Source organism: Bizionia sediminis (genome assembly GCF_042684585.1).
Taxonomy (GTDB): Bacteria; Bacteroidota; Bacteroidia; order Flavobacteriales; family Flavobacteriaceae; genus Algorimicrobium; species Algorimicrobium sediminis.
The window spans coordinates 214829-237297 of the sequence record NZ_JBHULS010000004.1 but is presented as its reverse complement, the minus strand read 5'-3'; the positions used below and the strand labels follow the sequence as shown (position 1 = coordinate 237297).

Below are 22469 nucleotides of genomic sequence, written 5' to 3'. Positions count from 1 at the left end.
TATTTGTAGCACTATGGGGCAAACAGGAACACTTCAGGGTGTTATTCTAGACAATACCAACACACCTATTTCCGATGTTAATATTATTGCTGGAAACACGGGTACCATAACAAATGAAAATGGATTTTACAGCATTTCCCTACCTGCAAATAAAAGCGTAACCGTAGTGTTTACACATATTATTTATAAATCTGTTACCGCTACCTTTAATTTAAAAAATGGTGAGGTTATAGAGTTTCATCCCATAATGAACGAAACTGTAGCGCAAATTGCAACCGTAGTAATATCTGGAAAAACACGAAAAGATGTTGAAGGCATTTTAACCTTACAACCCGAAACTATTAGGAATATTCCGGGTGCAAATTCAGGAATAGAAAATTTACTAAAAACCCTGCCTGGAGTAAGCGGTAATAACGAATTAAGTACCCAGTATGCGGTACGTGGTGGTAATTTTGATGAAAATTTAGTGTATGTAAATGGTATTGAAGTTTACAGACCATTTTTAATTCGCTCCGGACAACAGGAAGGATTAAGTTTTGTGAATACCGATTTGGTTCAAAATGTAGATTTTTCGGCAGGTGGATTTCAAGCCAAGTACGGCGACAAATTATCATCGGTACTGGATATTACATATAAAAAACCCTATCAATTTGGAGCGCGTGCCGACTTAAGTTTATTAGGTGCTAGTGTGTCGGCAGAGGGTGCTAGTAAGGATTCTAAATTTACCGGAATCATAGGCATGCGCTACCGAGATAACAGTCTTTTAGTAAATGCCAAAGAAACCGAAACCAATTACGATCCTACTTTTGCCGATGTACAAACGTATTTAACCTATGCTTTTTCAGATAAATTTCAATTAAGCTTTTTAGGAAATGCCTCCATAAACAACTACAATTACGAACCCAAAACACGACAAACAAACTTTGGAACCTTACAAAACCCTTTGGCTCTATTAGTTTTTTATTCAGGTCAAGAACGCGACTCGTACCAAACCTATTTTGGAGCTGTAAAAGGAAGTTACAAAGCCTCTGCGCATACTACTTTAAATGTTATTGCCTCTGCATACCACACCATTGAAGAAGAACATTTTGATATACTGGCGCAATATCGTTTGGGAGAAGTAAATACAAATATTGGCGATGAAGATTTAGGCGAAGTAGAATTTAGCGAGGGTATTGGTGGCCAGCTTAATCACGGTCGTAATAATTTAGATGCCTTAATTACTACCGTAGAACATCAGGGAAATTACAAAAAAGACGACCATGATGTTAATTGGTCTGTTAAATATACGAATGAAGATATTCGGGACAGATTGGTAGAATGGGAAGTTATCGATTCGGCTGGTTTTTCTATAAATCCGCCAAGCTCCGATGCTTTTAATAACCAACCTTACACACCTTACGAAGGCCCTTTGGAGCCCTTTCAAAATGTGCGATCTAAAAATAATACGCAATTAAACCGCTTACAGGCTTACGTGCAATGGAGTAAGCGTATGGATATTGGCACAAACGAGGCTTGGCTTAATGTGGGCGCTCGTGTTCATAATTGGTCGGTAACAGGAAGCAATATAGCCAGTAATAACCAAACAGTAGTTAGCCCACGTGCGCAATTTGCAATAAAGCCTAACTGGAAAAAAGACATGCTATTTCGCATTGGTACTGGTTTGTATTACCAACCACCGTTTTACAGAGAATTACGCGATTCGTCTGGAACGGTAAGACCCGGTGTAAAGGCCCAAAAATCCTATCATATTGTTTTAGGTAATGATTATAGTTTTAATATTTGGAACAGACCTTTTAAGCTAACCACAGAAGCCTACTATAAGAAATTATCTGATGTAAACCCCTACACATTGGAAAACGTGCGTATTCGTTACCGTGCCAATAACAATGCAGAAGCCTACGCCTACGGATTGGATGTGCGTTTAAATGGCGAATTTGTACCCGGAACCGAATCGTGGTTTAGTTTTGGTTATTTAAAAACAGAAGAAAACATTAACAATCGTGGTTACATTGCACGGCCAACGGACCAACGTCTAAAATTTGCCGCTTTATTCCAAGATTATGTGCCAAATCTTCCTAAAATGAAGATGTATTTAAATTTGGTATACAACACAGGTCTTCCTGGAGGCTCCCCTAGTTATGCAGATCCCTATGTTTATCAAAACAGGCTACCAGACTATAAACGCGCCGATGTTGGCTTTCAATATGTAATAGTAGATCAAACCGACAATTACCAACAAGGCTGGCGTAAACCTTTTAAATACCTATCGTTAGGAGTTGAAATTTTTAATGTATTCGATGTGCAAAACTCAATTACCAATACATGGGTTAGAGACGTGTATAGTAAACGCCAATACGCCATTCCTAATTACCTGACTCCACGCGTGTTTAATGTAAGAATACGCATGCAATTCTAGTCTTTATTTAAAATAAAATTAGTTCATAAATTTAACATAACTTTGGAAAAAGCCATTCAATTTTATGCTACTTTAGTCTTGTGAAGCACGTTATTAAAATACCAATCACCCTTTTGTTACTCCTTGTTTACGCGGTAAATTTTGGTACAACCGTGCACACAAGTTTTTGGTATGCTCAAGCCGCATTTGAAGGTGCTAACAATACCGCAAACAAACAATCTGAACAACCAACTAAATCCTTCGACACCCCAAAAGCGTTTGAGTTTTTTAGCGACACCCCAACAGAGTTAAGCCATCCGGATAAGCTAAAAACAATTTCAAAAAAATTTACAAGTTGGGCTAGTTCAGAGGCCTATTTAGTAGCCAAAGATGTTCAGTTGTTAACTAACAGCAAGCTTCTTATTCCTAGTTACAATACACGAACCTGTATTTTTCCATTTCATAGTTTTACGTAAAGCCCTGCTTTTATTTTTGAATGGCTAATAGTTATTAGTCTCTTTTTTAGGCTTATTTAATAAGCATCTAAACATTGTTTCATTTAAAAAATAAAATCATGGATTTAAATACCATCATAATCGGGTTAATTATAACCGCTGTTATTGTTGTGCCAATAGCCTACATACAATGGTCGCAAAAAATTGAGAAAAAGAAAACAAAAACCGCATTTATAAACAATGCCAAACAAAATAAAATACAAGTATCCCACATGGATTTTTGGGGGACTTATTACGGTATAGGTCTGGACAGCCAGAAAAATGTTTTAGTCTATTCAAAAAAAACAGAAGAAAACCCGGTGTGGCTTTCGGTGAATTTGAACACTATAAAAACTTGCTACATAGACACGGTAACGCAACACATTAAAACAAAAACTGCAAACAAAGTTGAAACCGAACGTCTTAATTTAGTTTTAAAAACAAAACACGCGCAAGACACTGTTGTTCTGGAGTTTTATAATGTAGATGTAAACTTTGAAATGACCACCGAGCACCCCTTATTACAAAAATGGCAAAACCTAATTACTGCGGCCTTAACCACCAGTAAAATGGCTGCTTAACGCCACAGTATTATTACATAAAAAAAGGTTCAAAATATAAATTATTTTGAACCTTTTAATTTGTTATTGTTCCTGTAATAGTTTAGCATTAAGTATAACGAACACTTAAATTCTGCTTTAAACGTTTAGGATGTTATAAAATCGTGTAGCACAGACACCGCGTAATCTATTTCCGCTTTTGTATTGTATATGCTAAAAGAAAAACGCAGCGACGGGCTTTCCAAATCACGATCGCTTAAAACTTCTGTTAACACATGAGACCCTTTATTACTCCCACTTTGGCATGCACTTCCTTTGGAGCAGGCTATGCCTTTTAAATCCATTTGAAAAAGCAATATTAAAGCCTTTTCTGGCGGAATTGGCAAACGCACATTAACCAATGTATAGGTGCTTTTTTCTAAATTACCAGACAAACCATTAAACTGCACATTTGGTAGTTTGCTTTGCAATTGGGTAATAAAATATTGTTTCAAATCTGAAATATACGCTCTATCTGCTTCCAAGTTAGCATACGCCATGGTAAAAGCTTTTTCCAAACCTACTATATTATGAACGGCTTCTGTTCCAGCTCGGAAACCGCGCTCTTGCTCGCCACCAAAAATTAAGGGGCGTAAACCTGAATTTTTCCGAATATATGCAAAACCTACACCTTTAGGTCCATGAAATTTATGCGCACTAACTGCTAAAAAATCGATTGGAATAGCCTGCAAGTCCATATTAAAATGTCCTATAGATTGCACCGCATCGCAATGAAACAAGGCACCGTTGTCTTTACATAGCTGGCCTACACGTTCTACATCTAAAATATTGCCAATTTCATTATTTACATGCATTAAACTAACCAAAGTTTTTTCGGGTATTTGTAACAGGCGTTCCAAATCTTTTAAATCAACACTGCCATGAGCATCTAATTTCACATAGCTAACCTTGGCACTACCACTTTGTTCCAACTGCTCCACCGTATGCAACACGGCATGATGTTCAATTTTAGATGTAATAACATGTGTAACACCCAAATCGCGCACGGCACACTGCAAGGCTAAATTATCTGCCTCGGTGCCTCCGGAAGTAAAAACAATTTCGCCGGCACTAACGTTTAATTGTTTCGCTATATTTTTGCGTGCTTGCTCAATTAGGGCTTTGGAAGAGCGGCCAAAACTATGTGTAGATGATGCATTACCATATTCGTTACGCATAACCGCCGTCATGGTATCTATTACTTCGTCTCTTACCTTTGTTGTTGCCGCACTATCAAAATAAACTGGATTCATAAATGGAATTTTCGCATTAAAAAATAATAGGCACAAAATTACAAGAAATAAAATTATTTGTAAGCGTTGGCGTTGTATATTTACCAATTCTTTTAAATTTGTTTAAAATAGCTCGTTCATGCGAAAATTAGTTACCATTTTATTTATTTTTACTCTCATATCATCTTGCGATGATGGCGATATTTTGAATGTTGAATTTAATTTTGATGACACCTTTTTAGCCTGCGGCGAATTGGTTTTTTATCAGGTAAAACAAAACCCATTCGAATCTTTGTCTTTAAAAATTGGCGATCCGGCTATTAGTTTAGAAGATCTTATTGCTATTGACACTGTAACCAACGAGCTGGTATATAAAAATGGCCTTGTTGTTGATATTGCGCGCGCAGCCAACCAATTTAACTACCGGTCCTACTCTGGGAATCCGAGTAGTTTATTCTGTAACGATGTACCGCCATCCAACATACAAATAAATGAAGATTTATCCAGCGTTGCCGGTAAAGCCTATATTACGGTTAGTTTATTAGAAGACGACCGCGATGGCATTCCAGCAGCATTTGAAGATGAAAATCTAGATGGCGATTTTAATCCTGCTACCAACCCAACAGATCGCGATGGCGATGGCATTCCTGATTACTTGGATGTTGATGACGATGGAGACAACGTTTTAACCAGTATTGAAATTGCCGATAGCAATGAAGACGGCGACAACGATCCGTTAACAAATTTTAGAGACACCGATCTTGATGGCATTCCAGATTATTTAGATCCAGACGACGACAATGATGGTGTTCCAACCATAGAGGAAGAAAACGAGTCTGCCGACCAAAACCCTGCAAACGACTTTAGCTCTCCAGAGATAGCCGATTATTTAAATCCAAACGTAGCCATTTCAGTTCCAGCAACCGCCTACAGAACCCATCTTATAAACCAAGTATTTACTATTAGTTTACGTGTGGAAGATGTGCGTTTTTCTACCATACAACAAGATGTTTTTAATATGGGTACCTTAACAGATAGCCGTTTAACAAAAAATAAGTCGGTTACACCACAATTGTAGTTTTTTATGCATTTACAGCGCTTTGAAAAATATAAACTTCGGTGGCACCTAAACCATATTTTTGATAATCTGCATCGTAAAACTTAAGACAATCGTAGCGTCCAAATAAAAATTCCAATTCCGTTTTTAAAACGCCCGCGCCTACGCCATGTATAAATACCACTTTTTGAATGCGTTTTTTTATGGCAAAATCTAATTGGCGTTTAGCCGTATCCAATTGTAGCGTAAGCATATCATAATTTGTCATCCGGCTAGAATTTGGTGTTAACTGATGAATATGCAAATCTACTTCTAGAGTCGGTTGAAATTTTTCTTTTCGCTTTTTACCAGTTTGTGTGCGCCTTTTAGGCTGTTCTTTTTCATTAATTACCTCTTGCAAATTGTGTAAGTGAACAGGCATAGGTTTAGTAAGCACCAGTTCGTGCGGTTCAAAAACCAACTCAAAACCATCAGTTGTTTCAATACAAATGCTTTTTTGTTTTACACCTGTTACAGTACCGCTAATATCATCGTCTAAAACGGCTACCTTATCTCCTATTTCAAAGCTCATCTTCTTCGTTTTCTTGTGTTTTTTCCCGCTCCAATTCTTTTTCGTATTTACTAGGAATATGACTAGATATTCTAAAAATACCAAACATTAATACAATGATACCTAAAACCAACACTAATACATTCTTTTCTGCACCAGACTGGCCATAAATAGCCAAACCGCCACCCAATAGGATTAAAAAGTACGAAATATAGTTGTGTTTTTTCATGGGTTTGTAATTAAAAAAATAAATATTGAAGGCACAATATTAGTGGTTTTACTAAAATAAAGTGTAACCAATAATTATTTAATTTTAGTGTATTTTTTTTGAAAATTACTTTTATTCCATTCTTTTTTTAACTTTGAAACAATTGAATGCACTAAACATATGTCCACACCTGAAAATTTTATGTTGCCTTGTTTAAATAAGCAAATCCTTGGCTTTGACTGCTTGGGCTGCGGCTTACAACGGTCTGTGGCGCTACTTTTTCAAGGCAATATACTAGCTGCCTTTAAAATGTATCCGGCTGTATTTCCGTTACTAGCACTTTTTTTGTTTATTGGCCTTCATATGTTTTTTAAATTCAAGCACGGTATAAAAATTATAAACCTACTTGCTATTATAACCATAGGCTTCATTATTGGAAGCTTTATAATTAAACTAATAATCACTTAAACATCATTTATGGAAAAACAAACACTAAACCCAACCCTTGTTTATGTTCTAGCTATTTTAGGCTTGTTATGCTGCTGCTTTTCAGGTCTCGGCTTTATATTGGCGGCTATTGCCTATGTTATTGCACTAAACCAACTTAAAAAAGCGCAGCTAGAACCAGAAGCTTATGAACTAAAAACCTTAAATGCTATGAATACGGCCAAAACAGTGGCTTTAATTATACTTATTATAAATATTTTAACCTTGCTGTGGAGTATTTATCAAATATACGCTTTTGGCGGCTGGGATGCTTACGTAAACGAGATTCAAGAGCTTATGAAAGAATACCAAGAAGCGCAAGTAAATTAGCTTTAAATAATAACAAAAGCGACCTTAAACCAGGTCGCTTTTGTTTTATACCGTATGTTTCAAACCTATTTTTATTGGTTTGTTTAAAACATTAAGCTTCAAATTGTTTGAGTGTTTTTGTAATAATAGCCACACAGTCCAATAACTCGGCTTCCGTCATTACCAAGGGTGGTGCAAAGCGGATAATATTACCATGTGTTGGTTTGGCCAATAAACCATTATCCCGAAGCGCTAAACAAATATTCCAAGCTGTATCGCTATCCTCATGGTCGTTAATAACTATAGCATTTAGAAGCCCTTTGCCACGAACCAAGCTTACAATAGAGCTAGTTTCAATAAACTTATTCATTTCACTTCTAAACAATTCTCCTAATTTAAAGGCGTTTTCAGCTAATTTCTCGTCGCGTACCACTTCTAGTGCTGCCATAGCAACGGCTGCTGCCACAGGGTTTCCTCCAAAGGTACTACCATGGTTTCCAGGTCCTATAACATTCATAATAGCATTGTTTGCTAAAACGGCCGATACCGGATAAGCACCACCCGAAAGGGCTTTTCCTAAAATTAAAACATCTGGTTTAACTTCCGGTTCTCCAGAACAATTTTTGTCGGCACAACTACAATTTCCGCACGTGGCTAAAAGTCTGCCAGTTCGGGCTATTCCTGTTTGTACCTCATCGGCAATAAATAAAACATTGTATTTTTCGCAAAGTGCCTTAGCTTTGGCCAAATAATCTGGGGCCGGTACATATACGCCAGCTTCACCTTGTATTGGTTCAACTAAAAAACCGGCTACATTGGGGTTGTTTTTTAATGTGTTCTCCAGCGCCTCTAGATTGTCGTAAGGAATTTTTACAAATCCTGCAGTGTAAGGTCCAAAGTTTTTACGAGCAACAGGATCGTTGGAAAAAGAAATGATGGTAGTGGTACGCCCGTGAAAATTATTTTCGCACACCACAATATCTGCTTCATTTTCTGGAATACCTTTTACCTCATACGCCCATTTTCTGCAAATTTTTAAGGCCGTTTCTACGGCTTCGGCACCCGTATTCATTGGCAAGAGTTTATCAAACTTAAAAAATTCACAAGCAAATTTTTCGTACTGCCCCAACATATCGTTATGAAATGCTCTGGAAGTAAGGGTTAATGTTTGTGCTTGCTTGGTCATGGCATCTACAATTTTAGGATGACAGTGGCCTTGGTTTACTGCCGAGTATGCAGAGAGGAAATCGTAGTATTGTTTCCCTTCCACATCCCAAACATATACGCCATTACCCTTTGCTAAAACTACAGGAAGCGGATGATAGTTATGAGCTCCGTACTCGTTTTCTAAATCAATTGCTTGTTGTGATGTTAATTGGTCTAAATTAGCCATTTTAAAAAAATTTAAGTTGTTGGTAAAATAACCATTCCTTCTGTACCTTTATTCTTTCGAAATGCCGATCCTAGTCGGAACGAAAATTCAGCGTGGGAGAGAAATCATCCCTAGGGGGCGCAAATTACTAAATATCCGCTGCTTCTTAAAATATTTCGAACATGTTTTTTGCTACGAAAAAACAAACTACTTTTGCAGCATGTCAAGAAAAAATAGAAAACAATTATTTACCAAAGTCGAAATTACAGACGCCGGTGCAAAAGGAAAAGTTATTGGGAAAGCTCCTGATGGTAAGGTAATATTTATTAGTAATGCAGTACCAGGCGATGTGGTAGATGTACAAACTTATAAAAAACGAAAAGCCTATTACGAAGGTAAGGCTACTACTTTCCATAACTTGTCTGATAAACGTGTACAGCCCGCTTGTCAGCATTTTGGTGTTTGTGGTGGCTGCAAATGGCAGGATATGGGTTACGAACACCAATTGTATTACAAACAAAAGGAAGTTACCAACAACCTAACGCGTATTGGTCATATTACCCTGCCAGAAATAACACCTATTTTAGGATGTAAAACGCCTTATTTTTACAGAAATAAAATGGAGTTTTCCTTTAGCGATAGCCGATGGTTGACTTTAGAAGAAATCCAATCTGATGCCGATGTAGGCGATAAAAACGCCCTTGGTTTTCATATTCCGGGTATGTGGGATAAAATTTTAGATATTAAAAAATGTCATCTGCAAGCCGACCCCTCTAATGCTATTAGAAATGCGGTTAAATCCTTTGCTATTGCCAATAAGCTACCGTTTTTTAATACTAGAAATCAGGAAGGTCTGCTCCGAACTTTAATGATTAGAACGGCATCAACCGGCGAAATTATGGTGCTTATTCAATTTTTTAAAGACGATAAAACCAAACGTGAACTCCTGTTGCAACACCTTGCAGATAGTTTTCCTGAAATAACCTCTTTGCAATATGTTATAAATGAAAAAGCAAACGACACCATTTACGACCAAGAGGTGATTTGCTTTAAAGGACGCGATCATATTTTTGAGGAAATGGAGGGCTTAAAATTTAAAATTAACGCTAAATCGTTTTACCAAACCAATTCCGCCCAAGCCTATGAATTGTACAAAATAACCCGCAACTTTGCAGGTTTAACAGGAACAGAATTGGTTTACGATTTATACACCGGAACAGGAACTATTGCCCAATTTGTTGCTAAACATGCCAAAAAAGTTATTGGTGTTGAAGCCGTTCCGGATGCCATTCTAGCCGCCAAAGCCAATGCTAAACTAAACGGGGTAACTAACGCAGATTTTTTTGTGGGCGATATGAAACAGGTTTTTAATACCAATTTTATAACAACACACGGTGTGCCCGACGTTATTATTACAGATCCGCCTCGCGATGGTATGCACAAGGATGTCGTGCAACAAATATTAAATATCGCGCCAAAAAAAATAGTGTATGTTAGTTGTAATTCTGCTACACAGGCCCGCGACTTACAGCTTATGGACAAGGATTATAAGGTAACCCGCACGCAAGCTGTGGATATGTTTCCGCAAACGCATCATGTAGAAAATGTTGTACTTTTAGAGCGAAGATAATATGATGAAATACCTATATACCTTATTAGTACTTACCTGCCTGTTCTTATTTGGCTGCGAACGCGACGATATTTGCACCGCCGAAACAGGCACTACACCACGCTTAACTATTGCCTTTTACAGTGCAGAAAATCCAGAACAATTAAACCCAAAAAACGTATTTAATTGTCGCGTGCAAGGTATTGGAAACGAACAAACGCTGCCTGAACTTAGCGGCGCGCAATCCAGACAAGTAATTTCATTACCCCTTAAAACAACCGATACCAAAACACAATACAGCATATACAACAATTATGAACAAACCGATGCGGGCGTTGTTACGGGTAATGAAGATATTATAACCATTTCGTATATAACAGAACAGGTATATGTATCGAGAGCCTGCGGATTTAAAACTGTTTTTAAAAATATTAATATAACAGTAAACGACGATGGCGACAAATGGATAAAAATTATCCAATCTGTAAACGATAACCAAATTTTAGAAAATGAAAACGCAACCAACTTTAACATTTTTCATTAAAAGCTGTTTATTGGGCTTGTTGTGCTGTTCGGGGTCGTTTGCTCAAAACGATAGTATTCCTGTTGGTAATGGAACAGCTGCCAAAACCGTACAGAAAGAAAAGTACGGCTTGCGTGTTGGTGCAGATGCCAGTAAATTACTTCGGTCCGTTGTTGATGATGCTTATACTGGTTTTGAAATTCAAGGCGATTTTAGGTTTACCAAAAAATGGTATGTAGCCGGAGAGTTTGGTTACGAAGAAAAACAAACCACTAACGATTATTTGAATACCACCGCATCTGGAACTTATATAAAACTGGGCGCAGATTATAATGCTTACGAAAACTGGTACGGTATGAGCAACCTTATTTACGGCGGTTTTAGAGTGGGTGCCAGCAATTTTAGTCAGGAACTAAATAGTTTTAGTGTATATTCCGAAAACCAATATTGGGCGCCACAATTTACGTCTTCCAATAGTACCACTTACAGTGGTTTAAATGCCGTTTGGGCCGAGTTTATAGCCGGTTTAAAAGTTGAAGTTTTAAACAACTTATATTTAGGATTAAACATTCAGTTTAAATACATTATAACTCAAAAAGAAGCTGAAAATCTGGAAAACATTTATATACCGGGTTATAATAAAACCTACGATAGTGGTAGCTTTGGTTTTGGCTACGGTTACACCATTTCGTACTTAATTCCTATTTTCAAAAAAGCCAATTAACCGAGCATCTGTTTTTTTAACCCATTAGCTTAATAGGCAAAACATTGCTGGTTAATTAACAAGCTGGCAACCTATTTTTTATATTTTGCTTTTTTACTGCCTTCGTACATAACATATTTAACCAAACGCGATTCTAACTTGGCATTCATTAAATGGATTTTTCTGGAAGGGCGCAAACCTACATGTTTTAAGGCATCCAGATTGGAGGTAATAAACCAGGCATCGGTACCTGGGTAATGCTGTTTAAGCGTATCGCCAATAGCGGCATAAAATTTTTCCATATCAATATCCAAACGTTCGCCGTAGGGCGGGTTAAAAACCATATGTAGTTTTTTATCGCCTCCTTTTTGTGTTTTAAAAAAGTCTTCATGCTTAATACTCACAAAAGCTTCCAAGTGCGCATTTTTTATATTGTCCTGTGCTTTGGCTACTGCGCTGGGCGATTTATCGTAACCAATAATTTGATGATGGAAATCGCGTGTTTTATTTAATAAAGACTCTTCTATTTTTTCAAACAAATCCACATCCCAATCATTCCAGCGCTCGAAAGCAAACTCTTTTCGCATTAAATTTGGCGGAATATTACAAGCAATCATAGCGGCTTCTGCCAGTATAGTGCCACTACCACACATAGGATCCATAAAATCCGTTTGGCCATCCCAACCAGACAGCATAATCATACCTGCTGCCAGCACTTCATTAATTGGTGCAATATTGGTAGCTGTTTTATACCCGCGTTTATGAAGCGATTCTCCAGACGAGTCCAATGAAATGGTACACTGATTTCTATCTATATGAACGTTTATTTTTAAATCTGGAAACCGCAAATCTATATTTGGGCGCGCGCCAGTGGTATCCCTAAATTTATCTACAATAGCATCTTTAGTTTTTAATGCAATAAATTGCGAATGCGTAAATTTTTCAGAGTGTACTGTTGCACTAATAGCCAAGGAACCGGTAGCTTTCATATACGCACTCCAGTCCATTTTATACACTTGGTTGTATAAATCTTGTTCGTCTTTAATCCGAAAACTAGCTATAGGTTTTAAAATTTTTATAGCGGTGCGCAAGGCTAAATTTGCCTTATACATAAAACCTTTGTCCCCGGTAAAACCAACCATACGCACGCCCTTTTCTATATCTTGTGCCCCTAATTGCAGCAGTTCGTTTTCCAGTAATTCCTCAAAGCCAAACAAGGTTTTGGCTACCATTTTAAAATTATTCTCCATGACATTCATTAAATAGATTGCAAAAATACAGTATTTTTGTGGCAAGACAACAGGTTTTAGCTAACAAACAAAAGCGCCTTGTATATAACTAGTTTACTAAAAGTTTAATACCCCTTTCAGGGAATATTCCTATGGAAAATAACACACAATGGTTTGCCTCGTGGTTTAATACACCTTATTATCACATTCTGTATAAGGACCGAGATTACAAGGAGGCCCAACTATTTATGGATACCCTAACACATTATTTAAATCTGCCGGAACAGGCCCATATTTTAGATTTAGCTTGTGGCAAAGGCCGGCATGCCATTTATTTAAACAAATTGGGCTACCAGGTAACGGGTGCAGACTTATCGGAAAACAGTATTTTGCATGCCAAACAATTTGAAAACGATCGTTTACAATTTATAGTGCACGATATGAGCAAGCCGCTAAACCAACAATTTGATGCCGTTTTTAATTTATTCACAAGCTTTGGTTACTTTAAAAACGAAGCTGATAATTTAAACACAATTAAAGCCATTCAAGCCAATTTAAACGAAACGGGGTTTGGTGTAATAGATTTTATGAATACCGACTATGTTATCGAAAATTTAGTTCCTAAAGAGATAAAAACAGTAAATGATATTGCGTTTCACATAACACGATATGTAGAAAACGGCTACATTATAAAAAACATAGCCTTTACCGATGGCGGACAAAATTATACATTCCAAGAGCGCGTAAAAGCCTTTACGTTGGCCGATTTTGAGGCGCTTTTTAATCAGGCAGGAGTGTATTTATTAGATATTTTTGGAGACTATAAACTGCAAAAATTTAATGCCAAAACATCGGAACGTTTAATCATGATTTTTAAATAATGTTACAGTATTTATTACCCATTCTAGCCGTTTTAATTGGAGCCATTCTAGTTATTTTTACGCGAACGAAAACCTATTTTAACTTTAAATTATTATTAGCGTTTAGTGGGGCTTTTTTATTAGCCTTAACCCTATTCGAATTACTTCCGGAAGTGTACCACCACTTAAATGCCAAGGCTTCTGGTTTGTATATTATGTTAGGGATTTTAATTCAAATTATTCTTGAATTTTTTTCTAAAGGAGCCGAACACGGCCATGTACATCACCACAACCACGAAAACAACTTCCCTTGGGCTTTGTTTATAAGCCTGTGTATCCATAGTTTTTTAGAAGGTTTCCCTATTCACGAACACAACGACATGGTTTATGGTGTTTTGGTGCATAAAATTCCTATTGCTACAGTTATTACCAGCTTTCTAATTAACTCCAAATGTTCCAAAATTCAAATGGGTTTATTTTTAAGCATATTTGCGCTCATGACACCTCTGGGAACTTACATTTCCAATCACATGAATATTGCCACGGCGTATATTACAGCTATAAATGCGGTTGTTATTGGTATATTTTTACACATTTCTACAACTATTTTATTTGAAAGTGGCGAAGGCCATAAATTTAATCTTACTAAATTGGTAGCTATTGTTTTAGGTATTGCTGCCGCGTTTATGTTTTAAGTATGTTTTCAAAGGAAGAATCTAGACAATTACGACAAACTTTTTGGACAAGTTTTGGCAAATCCTTTCCAAGGAAATGGATTTTATACGACACCAAAATAAAAGGGTTGCAATTTAAGTTCTATTTCGACACTAAAAAAGCCTTCGTAGCGCTGGATTTAGAGGACGATTTGGAAAACAGAATTAATATTTGGGAAAAATTAGAAAGCTTAAAAACCATTATTAAAACCGATTATTTACCCGAAGCTCATTTTGAGGAAACTTATTTTTTAGATAACGGTAAAGAAATTTCGCGCATTTTTGTGCCCTTAAACGAAAAAGTTTCCATTCATAATAAAAACACTTGGCAAACAGTTATGGTATTTTTTAACGCAACCATGCCGCAATTTGAAGCTTTTTTTGAAGATTATAAAGATATCATTAAACCCGAATAGCTACCCAAAAGCATAAAAACGCTAAAGGCGTGGTATGCAAACCACTAAAGGCGCTTACAAATACCGCACGTTACGTTTTTGTTAAAGCGTAATTTAATTATTCATTTTCAATTAATTATCTCATTGTGTTTTTATAAATTTGCAGCCTTTAAACCAGGACGAAACCTGTTTTTTCTTAATTTAAAAACGTTTGCGCGTAACATGGATCATCTTATTACATTTTCTATTACAGTATTCACTGGTTTTTTTGCCATTATGAATCCTATTTCCAACCTACCTATTTTTTTATCTTTGGTGGGTGGCGCTAACGATGAAGCCAAACTTCGCATTAACAAAAAAGCAGTACTTATAGCTTTTATTATTGTAGCCGTATTTGTTATTCTAGGAAAATTTATTTTCGAACTTTTTGGTATTACTATTCCTGCCTTTAAAATTACAGGTGGTATTTTAATATTTTATGTTGGTTTTGACATGCTTCAGTCGAAAAAATCCAGCATAAAAAACCTGAAAAATACACATATAGACGAAAACATAGCTGTTTCGCCTTTAGCTATTCCTATTTTGGCCGGGCCTGGCACCATTGTTACTGCCATGAACTTTGTGTCGGATGCTAACCTATTACAAATTATTTTGGTGCTATTAATTTTTGCACTAATGTGTTTTTTAACCTTTGTTACCTTCCGGTTAAGCAACTTTATAGTGCGTAAAATTGGATATAATGTTATTTCTGTGGTCGGAAAAATAATGGGTTTAATTATTGCTATTATTGGTACCAACATGATTATTGAAGGTATTAAAATTACCTTTAACTTACCGTAAAAAGAAATCTTAAATAACGTACTTATACACCATAATAAAATGGCAAATGGCACCTGCTAGCACAAATAAGTGCCAAATAACATGGTTAAATTTAATACGGTGTATGGCGTAAAACAACACACCAACTGTATAGGCTAAACCGCCTGCAAAAAGCCAAAACAAACCGTTGGCATGCAGATGCGTGGCGAGGTAGGTAAAATCGAAAACAATAAGCCAACCCATGGCTAAATACAAAACCAAAGAAAATACTTCAAACCTGCCAGTAAAGAAAATTTTTAACAGTGTTCCAAAAGCGGCAATACTCCATACAATTAGAAACAAGTACCAACCTCTGCTAGGCGCTAGTGTTATTAATGTTACCGGTGTATAGGTGCCGGCTATTAAAATGTAAATACTTACGTGGTCTAGAATACGAAAATAATGCTTTAGGTGTTCACTCCTTACATAATGGTATAAAGCAGAAGCACTAAACAGTAAAACCATACTTAATCCGTATACCCATACGGCAAAAAAATGCCAAGGCACATTAGTGGTTTGTTGGCTTACTAAAAGTAGCAAGGCCAAAACGCCAAATAGTGCGCCAAACGCATGTGTTATGGTATTTAAACGCTCTTCAAATGGACTTTGTTTTCGCATTAATTTTCACTTTTTGTCCGACGCCAAACATTTGTTAATTCTAAAAAATCGTACGCCAAAGCCGATTCTTGACGCTCTAACAAACCACTCTGAAAGGCGCGTTCCAGAATATCTTCAATTAAATAATCTTCTTTTACCTCCAACGGATTAAATGCCTCTTTTAAAGATATATTAAAGAGCCTAGCAGTATTGTTAAACCAAAAAGCACGCCAACCACTGCGTAAATTTTTTATTAAATCGAAGGTAGTAATACCCGTTTGGCGATGAATTAACTTTACTAAAATTTGCCCCTCCGTTTTGGTTAATTTTTTTAATTCGGCTGAAAATTCATCTTCAATATATTTCTGAATAATACGGGCATAACGCTTCTTTTCCGACGGGCGTTCCAAACTATTTAAACGCTGGTTTAGCGTTTCTAAGCGTTCGGCTGCTAATTTAGCATACGGGTATACTTTTATTGTTTTTCGGCGTAAAATTAAATAGGCACGCCTTTCCGCTTGATTGTCAAATTTTAAACGATGTAGCAACACCACTTCATTCAGGTTTATAGCACTTTTAGGAATTGAATCGCCTTCAACAATTATATAAAAAGCAGCGGTGGTATCCGCGACCTCCTCCTCTATTTGAGCAAATAGGCTTAATGGCAGTATCAAAAGGAAATACGCAAGGTGTTTCATAGGTTAACAGAATAAATGCAGCCAGTTTTAAAGCACTGTAAAATTAATAATTTAAAAAACCTTTAACCTTAAAATACTATTAATATTAGTATTTTAGTGCAAAATTAAATCATATGGCAAACAAGAGTATACTTACCGAAAAGTCTATGGACTTTTTAAAAACCTATTTAAACAATGCCGCTCCTACGGGTTACGAATGGGAGGGTCAGAAAATATGGATGGACTATCTAAAACCTTATGTAGACGAGTTTATAACCGATACCTATGGTACCGCTGTAGGCGTTATAAATCCGGATGCTAAATACAAAGTGGTTATTGAGGGCCATGCCGACGAAATTTCGTGGTATGTTAATTATATTACAGACAACGGACTAATTTACGTGGTAAGAAATGGGGGCAGCGACCATCAAATTGCACCAAGTAAGGTAGTAAACATTCATACTAAAAATGGTATTGTAAAAGGCGTATTTGGTTGGCCTGCCATTCATACCAGAAATAAAGCTAAAGAAGAAGCGCCAAAACCCGATAATATTTGTATTGATGTGGGCGCAAAAGATAAAGCGGAAGTCGAAAAAATGGGCGTTCACGTTGGTTGTGTTATAACCTACCCAGATGAATTCCACATTTTAAATGGCGATAAATTTGTGTGTCGTGCTTTAGATAACCGAATGGGTGGCTTTATGATTGCCGAGGTGGCACGTCTATTAAAAGAGCACAAAAAAACGCTGCCTTTTGGATTGTATATTACCAACTCTGTACAAGAAGAAATTGGCTTGCGTGGTGCTGAAATGATTACACAAACCATTAAACCCAACGCCGCTATAGTTACCGATGTTACGCACGATACAACCACGCCCATGATTGAGCAAAAAGTACAAGGGTTTGTTGAACTAGGCGCCGGTCCTGTAATTGCTTATGCACCAGCAGTACAGCAAAAATTGCGCGATTTAATTACCAATACAGCCGAAGAAAAAAACATACCGTTTCAGCGTGCAGCGCTATCTAGAGCTACCGGAACTGATACCGATGCCTTTGCGTATAGCAATGGTGGGGTGCCTTCTGCTTTAATTTCTTTACCATTACGCTATATGCATACAACCGTAGAAATGGTGCACCGAGAGGATGTAGAAAATGTTATTAAAATGATTTACGAAACGCTTTTAAAAATGAAAGCAGGGGAAACCTACTCCTACTTCGACTAAAGTGGTAATAAAAGAGCGCAACTCATTTTCTGAAAAATAGTTCTCAAAATAAAAAGGGTTGGCACTTGTAAGTGCCAACCCTTTTTTAAATTATGAATTAGTAATTATTAATTAATAACCATTTTCTTGGTGTCTATTTTTCGGCCATCTACATATAGCGTGTAATAGTAAACACCCATTTGTAAAGAGGCACTATTAAAAAACAATTCCTGATCGCCTAATTTTTTTAAGGCCACATTATCAATAATTTGTCCTGATGTATTGCTGAAAACTATTGCAGCATTTTTATAATTAGTTGGCACATAATACTTTATAGAAGTAGTGCCATTAAACGGATTAGGTATGTTTTGGTATAAAGTTGGGCCTTGTGGCTTACCAGAAACACCATCTGGATTGGTAACTGTTAACGTGGAGCAGGCACATTCTTCTAAAATCTCTAAACGAGTGGTTAAATCGGCTATTACCGCTGCCTGACTGTTAACTAAAGTTTCTAAATTTGAAATAGCATTCTGTTGTGAGGCTATTAAAGGCTGTAAATTTACAGACGTACTCGCTCCATTTTCTATTTCTATAACCAAGTTTGTACCATTTAAAGTGGCTGCTGTTAAACTCTGATTATCTGTTCCGGTGCCGTCTTGTATTACCGATAAATCTACAGTTTCTGTGCTTCCTGAAATTCCCAAGGTAGTACCTGTTAGGTTTAGAGCTTGCTCATCGGTGTTGTCTAAATAACTGCTTAAATCGATGGTATTACTAGCACCCGAAATACTCAAAGTATTGCTATTTAAAGCTAATTCCTGATTATCTGTTCCGGTGCCGTCTTGTATTACCGATAAATCCACAGTTTCTGTGCTTCCTGAAATTCCCAAGGTAGTGCCTGTTAGGTTTAGAGCTTGCGCATCGGTGTTGTCTAAATAACTGCTTAAATCGATGGAATTACTAGCACCCGAAATACTTAACGTATTGCTATTTAAAGCTAATTCCTGATTATCTGTTCCGGTGCCGTCTTGTATTACCGATAAATCTACAGTTTCTGTGCTTCCTGAAATTCCCAAGGTAGTGCCTGTTAGGTTTAGAGCTTGCGCATCGGTGTTGTCTAAATAACTGCTTAAATCGATGGTATTACTAGCACCCGAAATACTTAACGTATTGCTATTTAAAGCTAATTCCTGATTATCTGTTCCGGTGCCGTCTTGTATTACCGATAAATCTACAGTTTCTGTGCTCCCTGAAATTCCCAAGGTAGTACCTGTTAGGTTTAAGGCTTGCGCATCGGTGTTGTCTAAATATGGTGTCAAGTCTATTGTTGTACTACCGTTGCTGATACTCAATACATGAGACACTAGTGCTAACTCTTGATTATCAGTGTTATCTAAATACGGGCTTAAATCTATGCGTGTGTCATTACCAGTAATAGCCAGCGAATCATTGGTTAAACTTAAAGCTTGAGCGTCTGTATTATCTAAATACGGACTCAAATCGATTATTGTTGCGCTACCTGTAATACTTAAAGAATCGCTTACTAGACTTAAATCTTGCGCTGATTCGGAGCCACCTAAACTAGACCAAGCGGCACCATTCCAAGCGTGTAATGCTTTTAAATCTGTATCGTAAACTAGTAATCCCATATCGGTACTATCTAGGGCCACACCAGAAGCTGGTGTGGTTTCAAGAGCTATACGTTGCGCGGTGGTTAATCTGTTAACAAGAAATCCTTTATCAGTATCCGCTAATTCCAAAGACGCATTTTTATTGGCAGCCATTGTACCAATACCAACACTAACTCTACTGCTTTCTGTGTCGCCACCTAACGCCATAGTATTTGCTTCATTAACAATGGTGTTGGCACCAATAGCAATGGCGTTATTGCCATTTGCCTCACTGTAAGCGCCAATAGCAATACGGTTAGTGGAGCTTTGTGAACCAATGGCTTTAGCCGCGTATCCTAGTACCACATTATCATTACCCCATACTCTACTATCCGATCCAATAAACACATTTCTTTCGTACCTAAAAACATAATCGTTTGTTGGCTTAAAATCAGCAAAATGTCCCATCCCTACATTATCGCTACCTTCTCTGTTCCTGCCTCCTGCCATTGCACCTACATAGGTATTTCTTCGTGCATCGTATGTTGTATTAGTTCTGTTGTTATCATGTCCTGCACCAAAGCCCACAAAAGTATTTAATATGCCGTATTCGTTATTGCCACCGGCGCCATAACCCAAAAACGTATTGGCAACACCTATTCCATTATCGCCGCCAGCTCCTGCGCCAAAAAAAGCGTTATAATATCCCGTTGTGTTATCCGCACCAGCACTTTTTCCTGACTGAAAGACATATCCTTCCAAATCGCCGAAGGTCTCAACATAGCGTGCATCTCCACCTACAAAAGTATTAGAGTGCCCAGTGGTGTTAGAAAACCCAGCATCTTCCCCTAAAAAGGTATTATAGCTACCTGTGGTATTAGTGATTCCCGCATCTTCCCCTAAAAAGGTATTATGGCTACCTGTGGTATTATGTTCACCAGCTTCTTCTCCAATAAACGTATTGTCATTACCAGTGGTGTTTAAATTACCGGCTTTTGTGCCTACAAATACATTGTCTGTAGCTGTATTAAACCGGCCAGCTTCTTTACCCACAAAGGTGTTATCAGTACCAATTAGGTTACTGTACCCAGAATAAGCACCAATAAAAACATTATCCGAAGCAGTTGTTTGGCTAGCTCCAGCCCACGTTCCTAGTACTGCATTATAGCTTCCTGATGTTAACCTTGTTAATGTGGAATCGCCCACAGCTGTATTATAGTCGCCAAACGTTAAACTGGTTCCCGAATCCGAACCCAAAGTTTCATTCATTACTTGTGCTTGCGTAAGCGTTGCCATTAGTAACAAGATTATAAAGAATTGGTGTTTTTTTGTCATATTTTTATGGTTTTATTGATTAATAATACACAAAAATAAGAATAATGTACAAAAACACAGTATTAAACCAAAAAAACTCAAAAAATTTGTTATTTCATTCTTAAAAAAAAGTGCTTTTATATTAATTTATGCATGAGTTACTGTTCAACATTCAAAATTGCATGTTATACCGGTACTAAAATTCCGTAATTATCTATTTTTGAATATTATTACCTAAACCATGGAAACACGCATAGATATTGTTACAGAAACCGGTGAAGCAACGGGCAAAACAGCTTTAAAATCGGAAATTCACACGAAAGGCTATTACCATAACACAGCTCATATTTGGTTCTATACTGCAAAAGGCGCCATATTATTAGCGCAACGATCTGCAGCAAAGACTATTTACCCCTTACTTTGGGATGTATCGGTAGCAGGACATGTTGATGCTGGCGAAACCATTGAAGCTGCAGCAATTCGGGAAATACAAGAAGAAATAGGCCTTACTATATTAAAAACGGATTTATACAAAATCGGCATTTTTCCCAGCTTCCGAAGTTATGAGAATGGGATTTCAGACAATGAATTTCATCATACCTATATAGCCAAATTACAGGTCCCTCTTGAAAGTTTAAAACCCCAACAAGGCGAGGTAGATGCCTTAAAACTTGTAACACAACATCAGTTTAAATCCCTTTTAGCAAGCAGCCAAACCAATGGTCATTTTATTGCATCTAACCGTAACTACTATTTAACGGTGCTTCGGGCAATTGAGATGAAACTATCCTAATTGCAAGTTTATGGGGTTTAACACAATTTAAACTTACCTTTTGCAGGCCCTTTAAAACCAGATTTTTAGTTTAGCAATAAGGCTATAACGGTTTTAAAAAATTATAATAAATCACATATTAATTAAACCCGCTAATTTATCAAAACGGTTCATATTCCTTATATTTACCACACTAAAATTAATTTTATGTCAAAAACCTATCAAACCACCGTCAATAATAATCAGGTGTTTAAAATGACGCCCAAAAACGTAACAAAGCTAGATTACGTTCATGAAGCGGCCAACACATATCATGTTTTGCATGAAAACAAATCGTACAAAATTGCTATTGTAAAACAGGATTTTCAAACCAAGCAATACCAAGTAAAAGTAAACGGAACAACCTATAATGTAGCAATAGAAGATCCATTGGATTTGTTAATAAAAGATTTAGGTTTCGAAATTGGCGCTTCTAAACAAATTAATGACATAACTGCTCCTATGCCCGGCTTAATATTAGATATTGCGGTAACTGCAGGGCAAGAAGTACAAGAAAATGATACCATCCTTATTTTGGAAGCCATGAAAATGGAAAACGTTATTACAGCACCACGAAGTGGTATTATTAAGTCCGTTTCTGTAAAACCGAACGATGCCGTGGATAAAAACCAACTTTTAATTTCGTTTGAATAAAAACAAACC

At 36.9% G+C, this 22469-nt stretch carries 24 protein-coding genes; 16 read left to right on the top strand and 8 right to left on the bottom strand.

Annotated features, from left to right (window positions below):
• Positions 1-13 precede the first annotated feature (13 nt).
• The 3 genes from ACFSQP_RS10785 to ACFSQP_RS10775 all read left to right on the top strand — a co-directional run bounded on the left by ACFSQP_RS10785 (position 14) and on the right by ACFSQP_RS10775 (position 3473).
• The gene (locus tag ACFSQP_RS10785; RefSeq protein ID WP_376894336.1) at positions 14-2419 is read left to right on the top strand and encodes a TonB-dependent receptor; all 2406 of its coding nucleotides are present in this window, start codon (positions 14-16) and stop codon (positions 2417-2419) included.
• 113 nt (positions 2420-2532) lie between these two features.
• Positions 2533-2874 (top strand): hypothetical protein, encoded by a 342-nt coding sequence (locus ACFSQP_RS10780; RefSeq protein ID WP_376894276.1) that lies wholly within the window; start codon positions 2533-2535, stop codon positions 2872-2874.
• Positions 2875-2972: 98 nt separating this feature from the next.
• Complete coding sequence (locus ACFSQP_RS10775; protein WP_376894274.1) at positions 2973-3473, top strand: hypothetical protein; 501 nt, start codon at positions 2973-2975, stop codon at positions 3471-3473.
• A gap of 125 nt (positions 3474-3598) precedes the next feature.
• Here ACFSQP_RS10775 and ACFSQP_RS10770 read toward each other — a convergent pair whose 3' ends face one another.
• Positions 3599-4744: a cysteine desulfurase family protein gene (locus ACFSQP_RS10770; RefSeq protein WP_376894272.1), complete on the bottom strand. Its 1146-nt coding sequence runs from the start codon at positions 4742-4744 to the stop codon at positions 3599-3601.
• A 118-nt stretch (positions 4745-4862) separates the two neighbouring features.
• Here ACFSQP_RS10770 and ACFSQP_RS10765 point away from each other — a divergent pair, with 118 nt between their 5' ends.
• A complete protein-coding gene (locus ACFSQP_RS10765; protein ID WP_376894270.1) occupies positions 4863-5801 on the top strand; it encodes a hypothetical protein in 939 nt (312 codons plus the stop codon).
• 4 nt (positions 5802-5805) lie between these two features.
• Here ACFSQP_RS10765 and ACFSQP_RS10760 read toward each other — a convergent pair whose 3' ends face one another.
• Complete coding sequence (locus ACFSQP_RS10760) at positions 5806-6351, bottom strand: Smr/MutS family protein (protein WP_376894269.1); 546 nt, start codon at positions 6349-6351, stop codon at positions 5806-5808.
• Positions 6341-6559 (bottom strand): hypothetical protein, encoded by a 219-nt coding sequence (locus ACFSQP_RS10755; RefSeq protein ID WP_376894267.1) that lies wholly within the window; start codon positions 6557-6559, stop codon positions 6341-6343. The genes ACFSQP_RS10760 and ACFSQP_RS10755 overlap by 11 nt, the downstream gene beginning before the upstream one ends.
• A gap of 159 nt (positions 6560-6718) precedes the next feature.
• Between ACFSQP_RS10755 and ACFSQP_RS10750 the strand changes: the two genes are divergently transcribed.
• Entirely contained in the window at positions 6719-7006 is a 288-nt protein-coding gene (locus ACFSQP_RS10750; RefSeq protein ID WP_376894265.1) for a DUF2752 domain-containing protein, read from the top strand.
• Positions 7007-7015: 9 nt separating this feature from the next.
• Positions 7016-7354, top strand: a complete 339-nt coding sequence (locus tag ACFSQP_RS10745) for a CCC motif membrane protein (RefSeq protein ID WP_376894263.1) — start codon at positions 7016-7018, stop codon at positions 7352-7354.
• Between the two features lie 91 nt (positions 7355-7445).
• On the opposite strand, the gene rocD is transcribed toward ACFSQP_RS10745, so the two are convergent.
• Positions 7446-8726: an ornithine--oxo-acid transaminase gene (gene rocD / locus ACFSQP_RS10740; protein ID WP_376894261.1), complete on the bottom strand. Its 1281-nt coding sequence runs from the start codon at positions 8724-8726 to the stop codon at positions 7446-7448.
• A gap of 199 nt (positions 8727-8925) precedes the next feature.
• On the opposite strand from rocD, the gene rlmD reads away from it, so the two are divergent.
• From rlmD to ACFSQP_RS10725, 3 genes are read left to right on the top strand one after another with little or no spacing between them, the layout of a single operon-like run.
• Positions 8926-10335, top strand: a complete 1410-nt coding sequence (gene rlmD / locus ACFSQP_RS10735) for a 23S rRNA (uracil(1939)-C(5))-methyltransferase RlmD (RefSeq protein WP_376894259.1) — start codon at positions 8926-8928, stop codon at positions 10333-10335.
• A 1-nt stretch (position 10336) separates the two neighbouring features.
• Positions 10337-10858 (top strand): DUF6452 family protein, encoded by a 522-nt coding sequence (locus ACFSQP_RS10730; RefSeq protein WP_376894257.1) that lies wholly within the window; start codon positions 10337-10339, stop codon positions 10856-10858.
• Positions 10824-11561 carry a DUF6048 family protein gene (locus ACFSQP_RS10725; protein WP_376894255.1) on the top strand — a complete coding sequence of 246 codons (738 nt, stop codon included), beginning with the start codon at positions 10824-10826 and terminating at the stop codon, positions 11559-11561. Before ACFSQP_RS10730 ends, ACFSQP_RS10725 begins: the two co-directional genes overlap by 35 nt.
• A 71-nt stretch (positions 11562-11632) precedes the next feature.
• Here ACFSQP_RS10725 and ACFSQP_RS10720 read toward each other — a convergent pair whose 3' ends face one another.
• A complete protein-coding gene (locus ACFSQP_RS10720; RefSeq protein WP_376894253.1) occupies positions 11633-12790 on the bottom strand; it encodes a THUMP domain-containing class I SAM-dependent RNA methyltransferase in 1158 nt (385 codons plus the stop codon).
• Between the two features lie 131 nt (positions 12791-12921).
• Between ACFSQP_RS10720 and ACFSQP_RS10715 the strand changes: the two genes are divergently transcribed.
• From ACFSQP_RS10715 to ACFSQP_RS10700, 4 genes are all read left to right on the top strand, one after another.
• The gene (locus ACFSQP_RS10715; protein ID WP_376894251.1) at positions 12922-13650 is read left to right on the top strand and encodes an SAM-dependent methyltransferase; all 729 of its coding nucleotides are present in this window, start codon (positions 12922-12924) and stop codon (positions 13648-13650) included.
• Positions 13650-14324, top strand: a complete 675-nt coding sequence (locus ACFSQP_RS10710) for a ZIP family metal transporter (RefSeq protein WP_376894249.1) — start codon at positions 13650-13652, stop codon at positions 14322-14324. Before ACFSQP_RS10715 ends, ACFSQP_RS10710 begins: the two co-directional genes overlap by 1 nt.
• A gap of 2 nt (positions 14325-14326) precedes the next feature.
• Entirely contained in the window at positions 14327-14758 is a 432-nt protein-coding gene (locus ACFSQP_RS10705) for a DUF4268 domain-containing protein (RefSeq protein ID WP_376894247.1), read from the top strand.
• Positions 14759-14959: 201 nt separating this feature from the next.
• A complete protein-coding gene (locus ACFSQP_RS10700; RefSeq protein ID WP_376894245.1) occupies positions 14960-15577 on the top strand; it encodes a MarC family protein in 618 nt (205 codons plus the stop codon).
• A gap of 9 nt (positions 15578-15586) precedes the next feature.
• Here the strand turns inward: ACFSQP_RS10700 and trhA are convergent, their stop codons facing one another.
• Positions 15587-16213 carry a PAQR family membrane homeostasis protein TrhA gene (trhA, locus tag ACFSQP_RS10695; RefSeq protein WP_376894243.1) on the bottom strand — a complete coding sequence of 209 codons (627 nt, stop codon included), beginning with the start codon at positions 16211-16213 and terminating at the stop codon, positions 15587-15589.
• Positions 16213-16890: a DUF4294 domain-containing protein gene (locus ACFSQP_RS10690; protein WP_376894241.1), complete on the bottom strand. Its 678-nt coding sequence runs from the start codon at positions 16888-16890 to the stop codon at positions 16213-16215. Before ACFSQP_RS10690 ends, trhA begins: the two co-directional genes overlap by 1 nt.
• A 113-nt stretch (positions 16891-17003) precedes the next feature.
• Between ACFSQP_RS10690 and ACFSQP_RS10685 the strand changes: the two genes are divergently transcribed.
• Positions 17004-18092 carry a M42 family metallopeptidase gene (locus ACFSQP_RS10685; RefSeq protein WP_376894239.1) on the top strand — a complete coding sequence of 363 codons (1089 nt, stop codon included), beginning with the start codon at positions 17004-17006 and terminating at the stop codon, positions 18090-18092.
• A gap of 107 nt (positions 18093-18199) precedes the next feature.
• On the opposite strand, the gene ACFSQP_RS10680 is transcribed toward ACFSQP_RS10685, so the two are convergent.
• The gene (locus tag ACFSQP_RS10680) at positions 18200-21016 is read right to left on the bottom strand and encodes a beta strand repeat-containing protein (RefSeq protein ID WP_376894237.1); all 2817 of its coding nucleotides are present in this window, start codon (positions 21014-21016) and stop codon (positions 18200-18202) included.
• Positions 21017-21236: 220 nt separating this feature from the next.
• Between ACFSQP_RS10680 and ACFSQP_RS10675 the strand changes: the two genes are divergently transcribed.
• Together ACFSQP_RS10675 and ACFSQP_RS10670 are read left to right on the top strand one after the other, a co-directional pair.
• Positions 21237-21788 carry an NUDIX hydrolase gene (locus ACFSQP_RS10675; RefSeq protein WP_376894235.1) on the top strand — a complete coding sequence of 184 codons (552 nt, stop codon included), beginning with the start codon at positions 21237-21239 and terminating at the stop codon, positions 21786-21788.
• 186 nt (positions 21789-21974) lie between these two features.
• Entirely contained in the window at positions 21975-22460 is a 486-nt protein-coding gene (locus ACFSQP_RS10670) for a biotin/lipoyl-containing protein (protein ID WP_376894233.1), read from the top strand.
• The last annotated feature ends 9 nt before the right edge of the window (positions 22461-22469 follow it).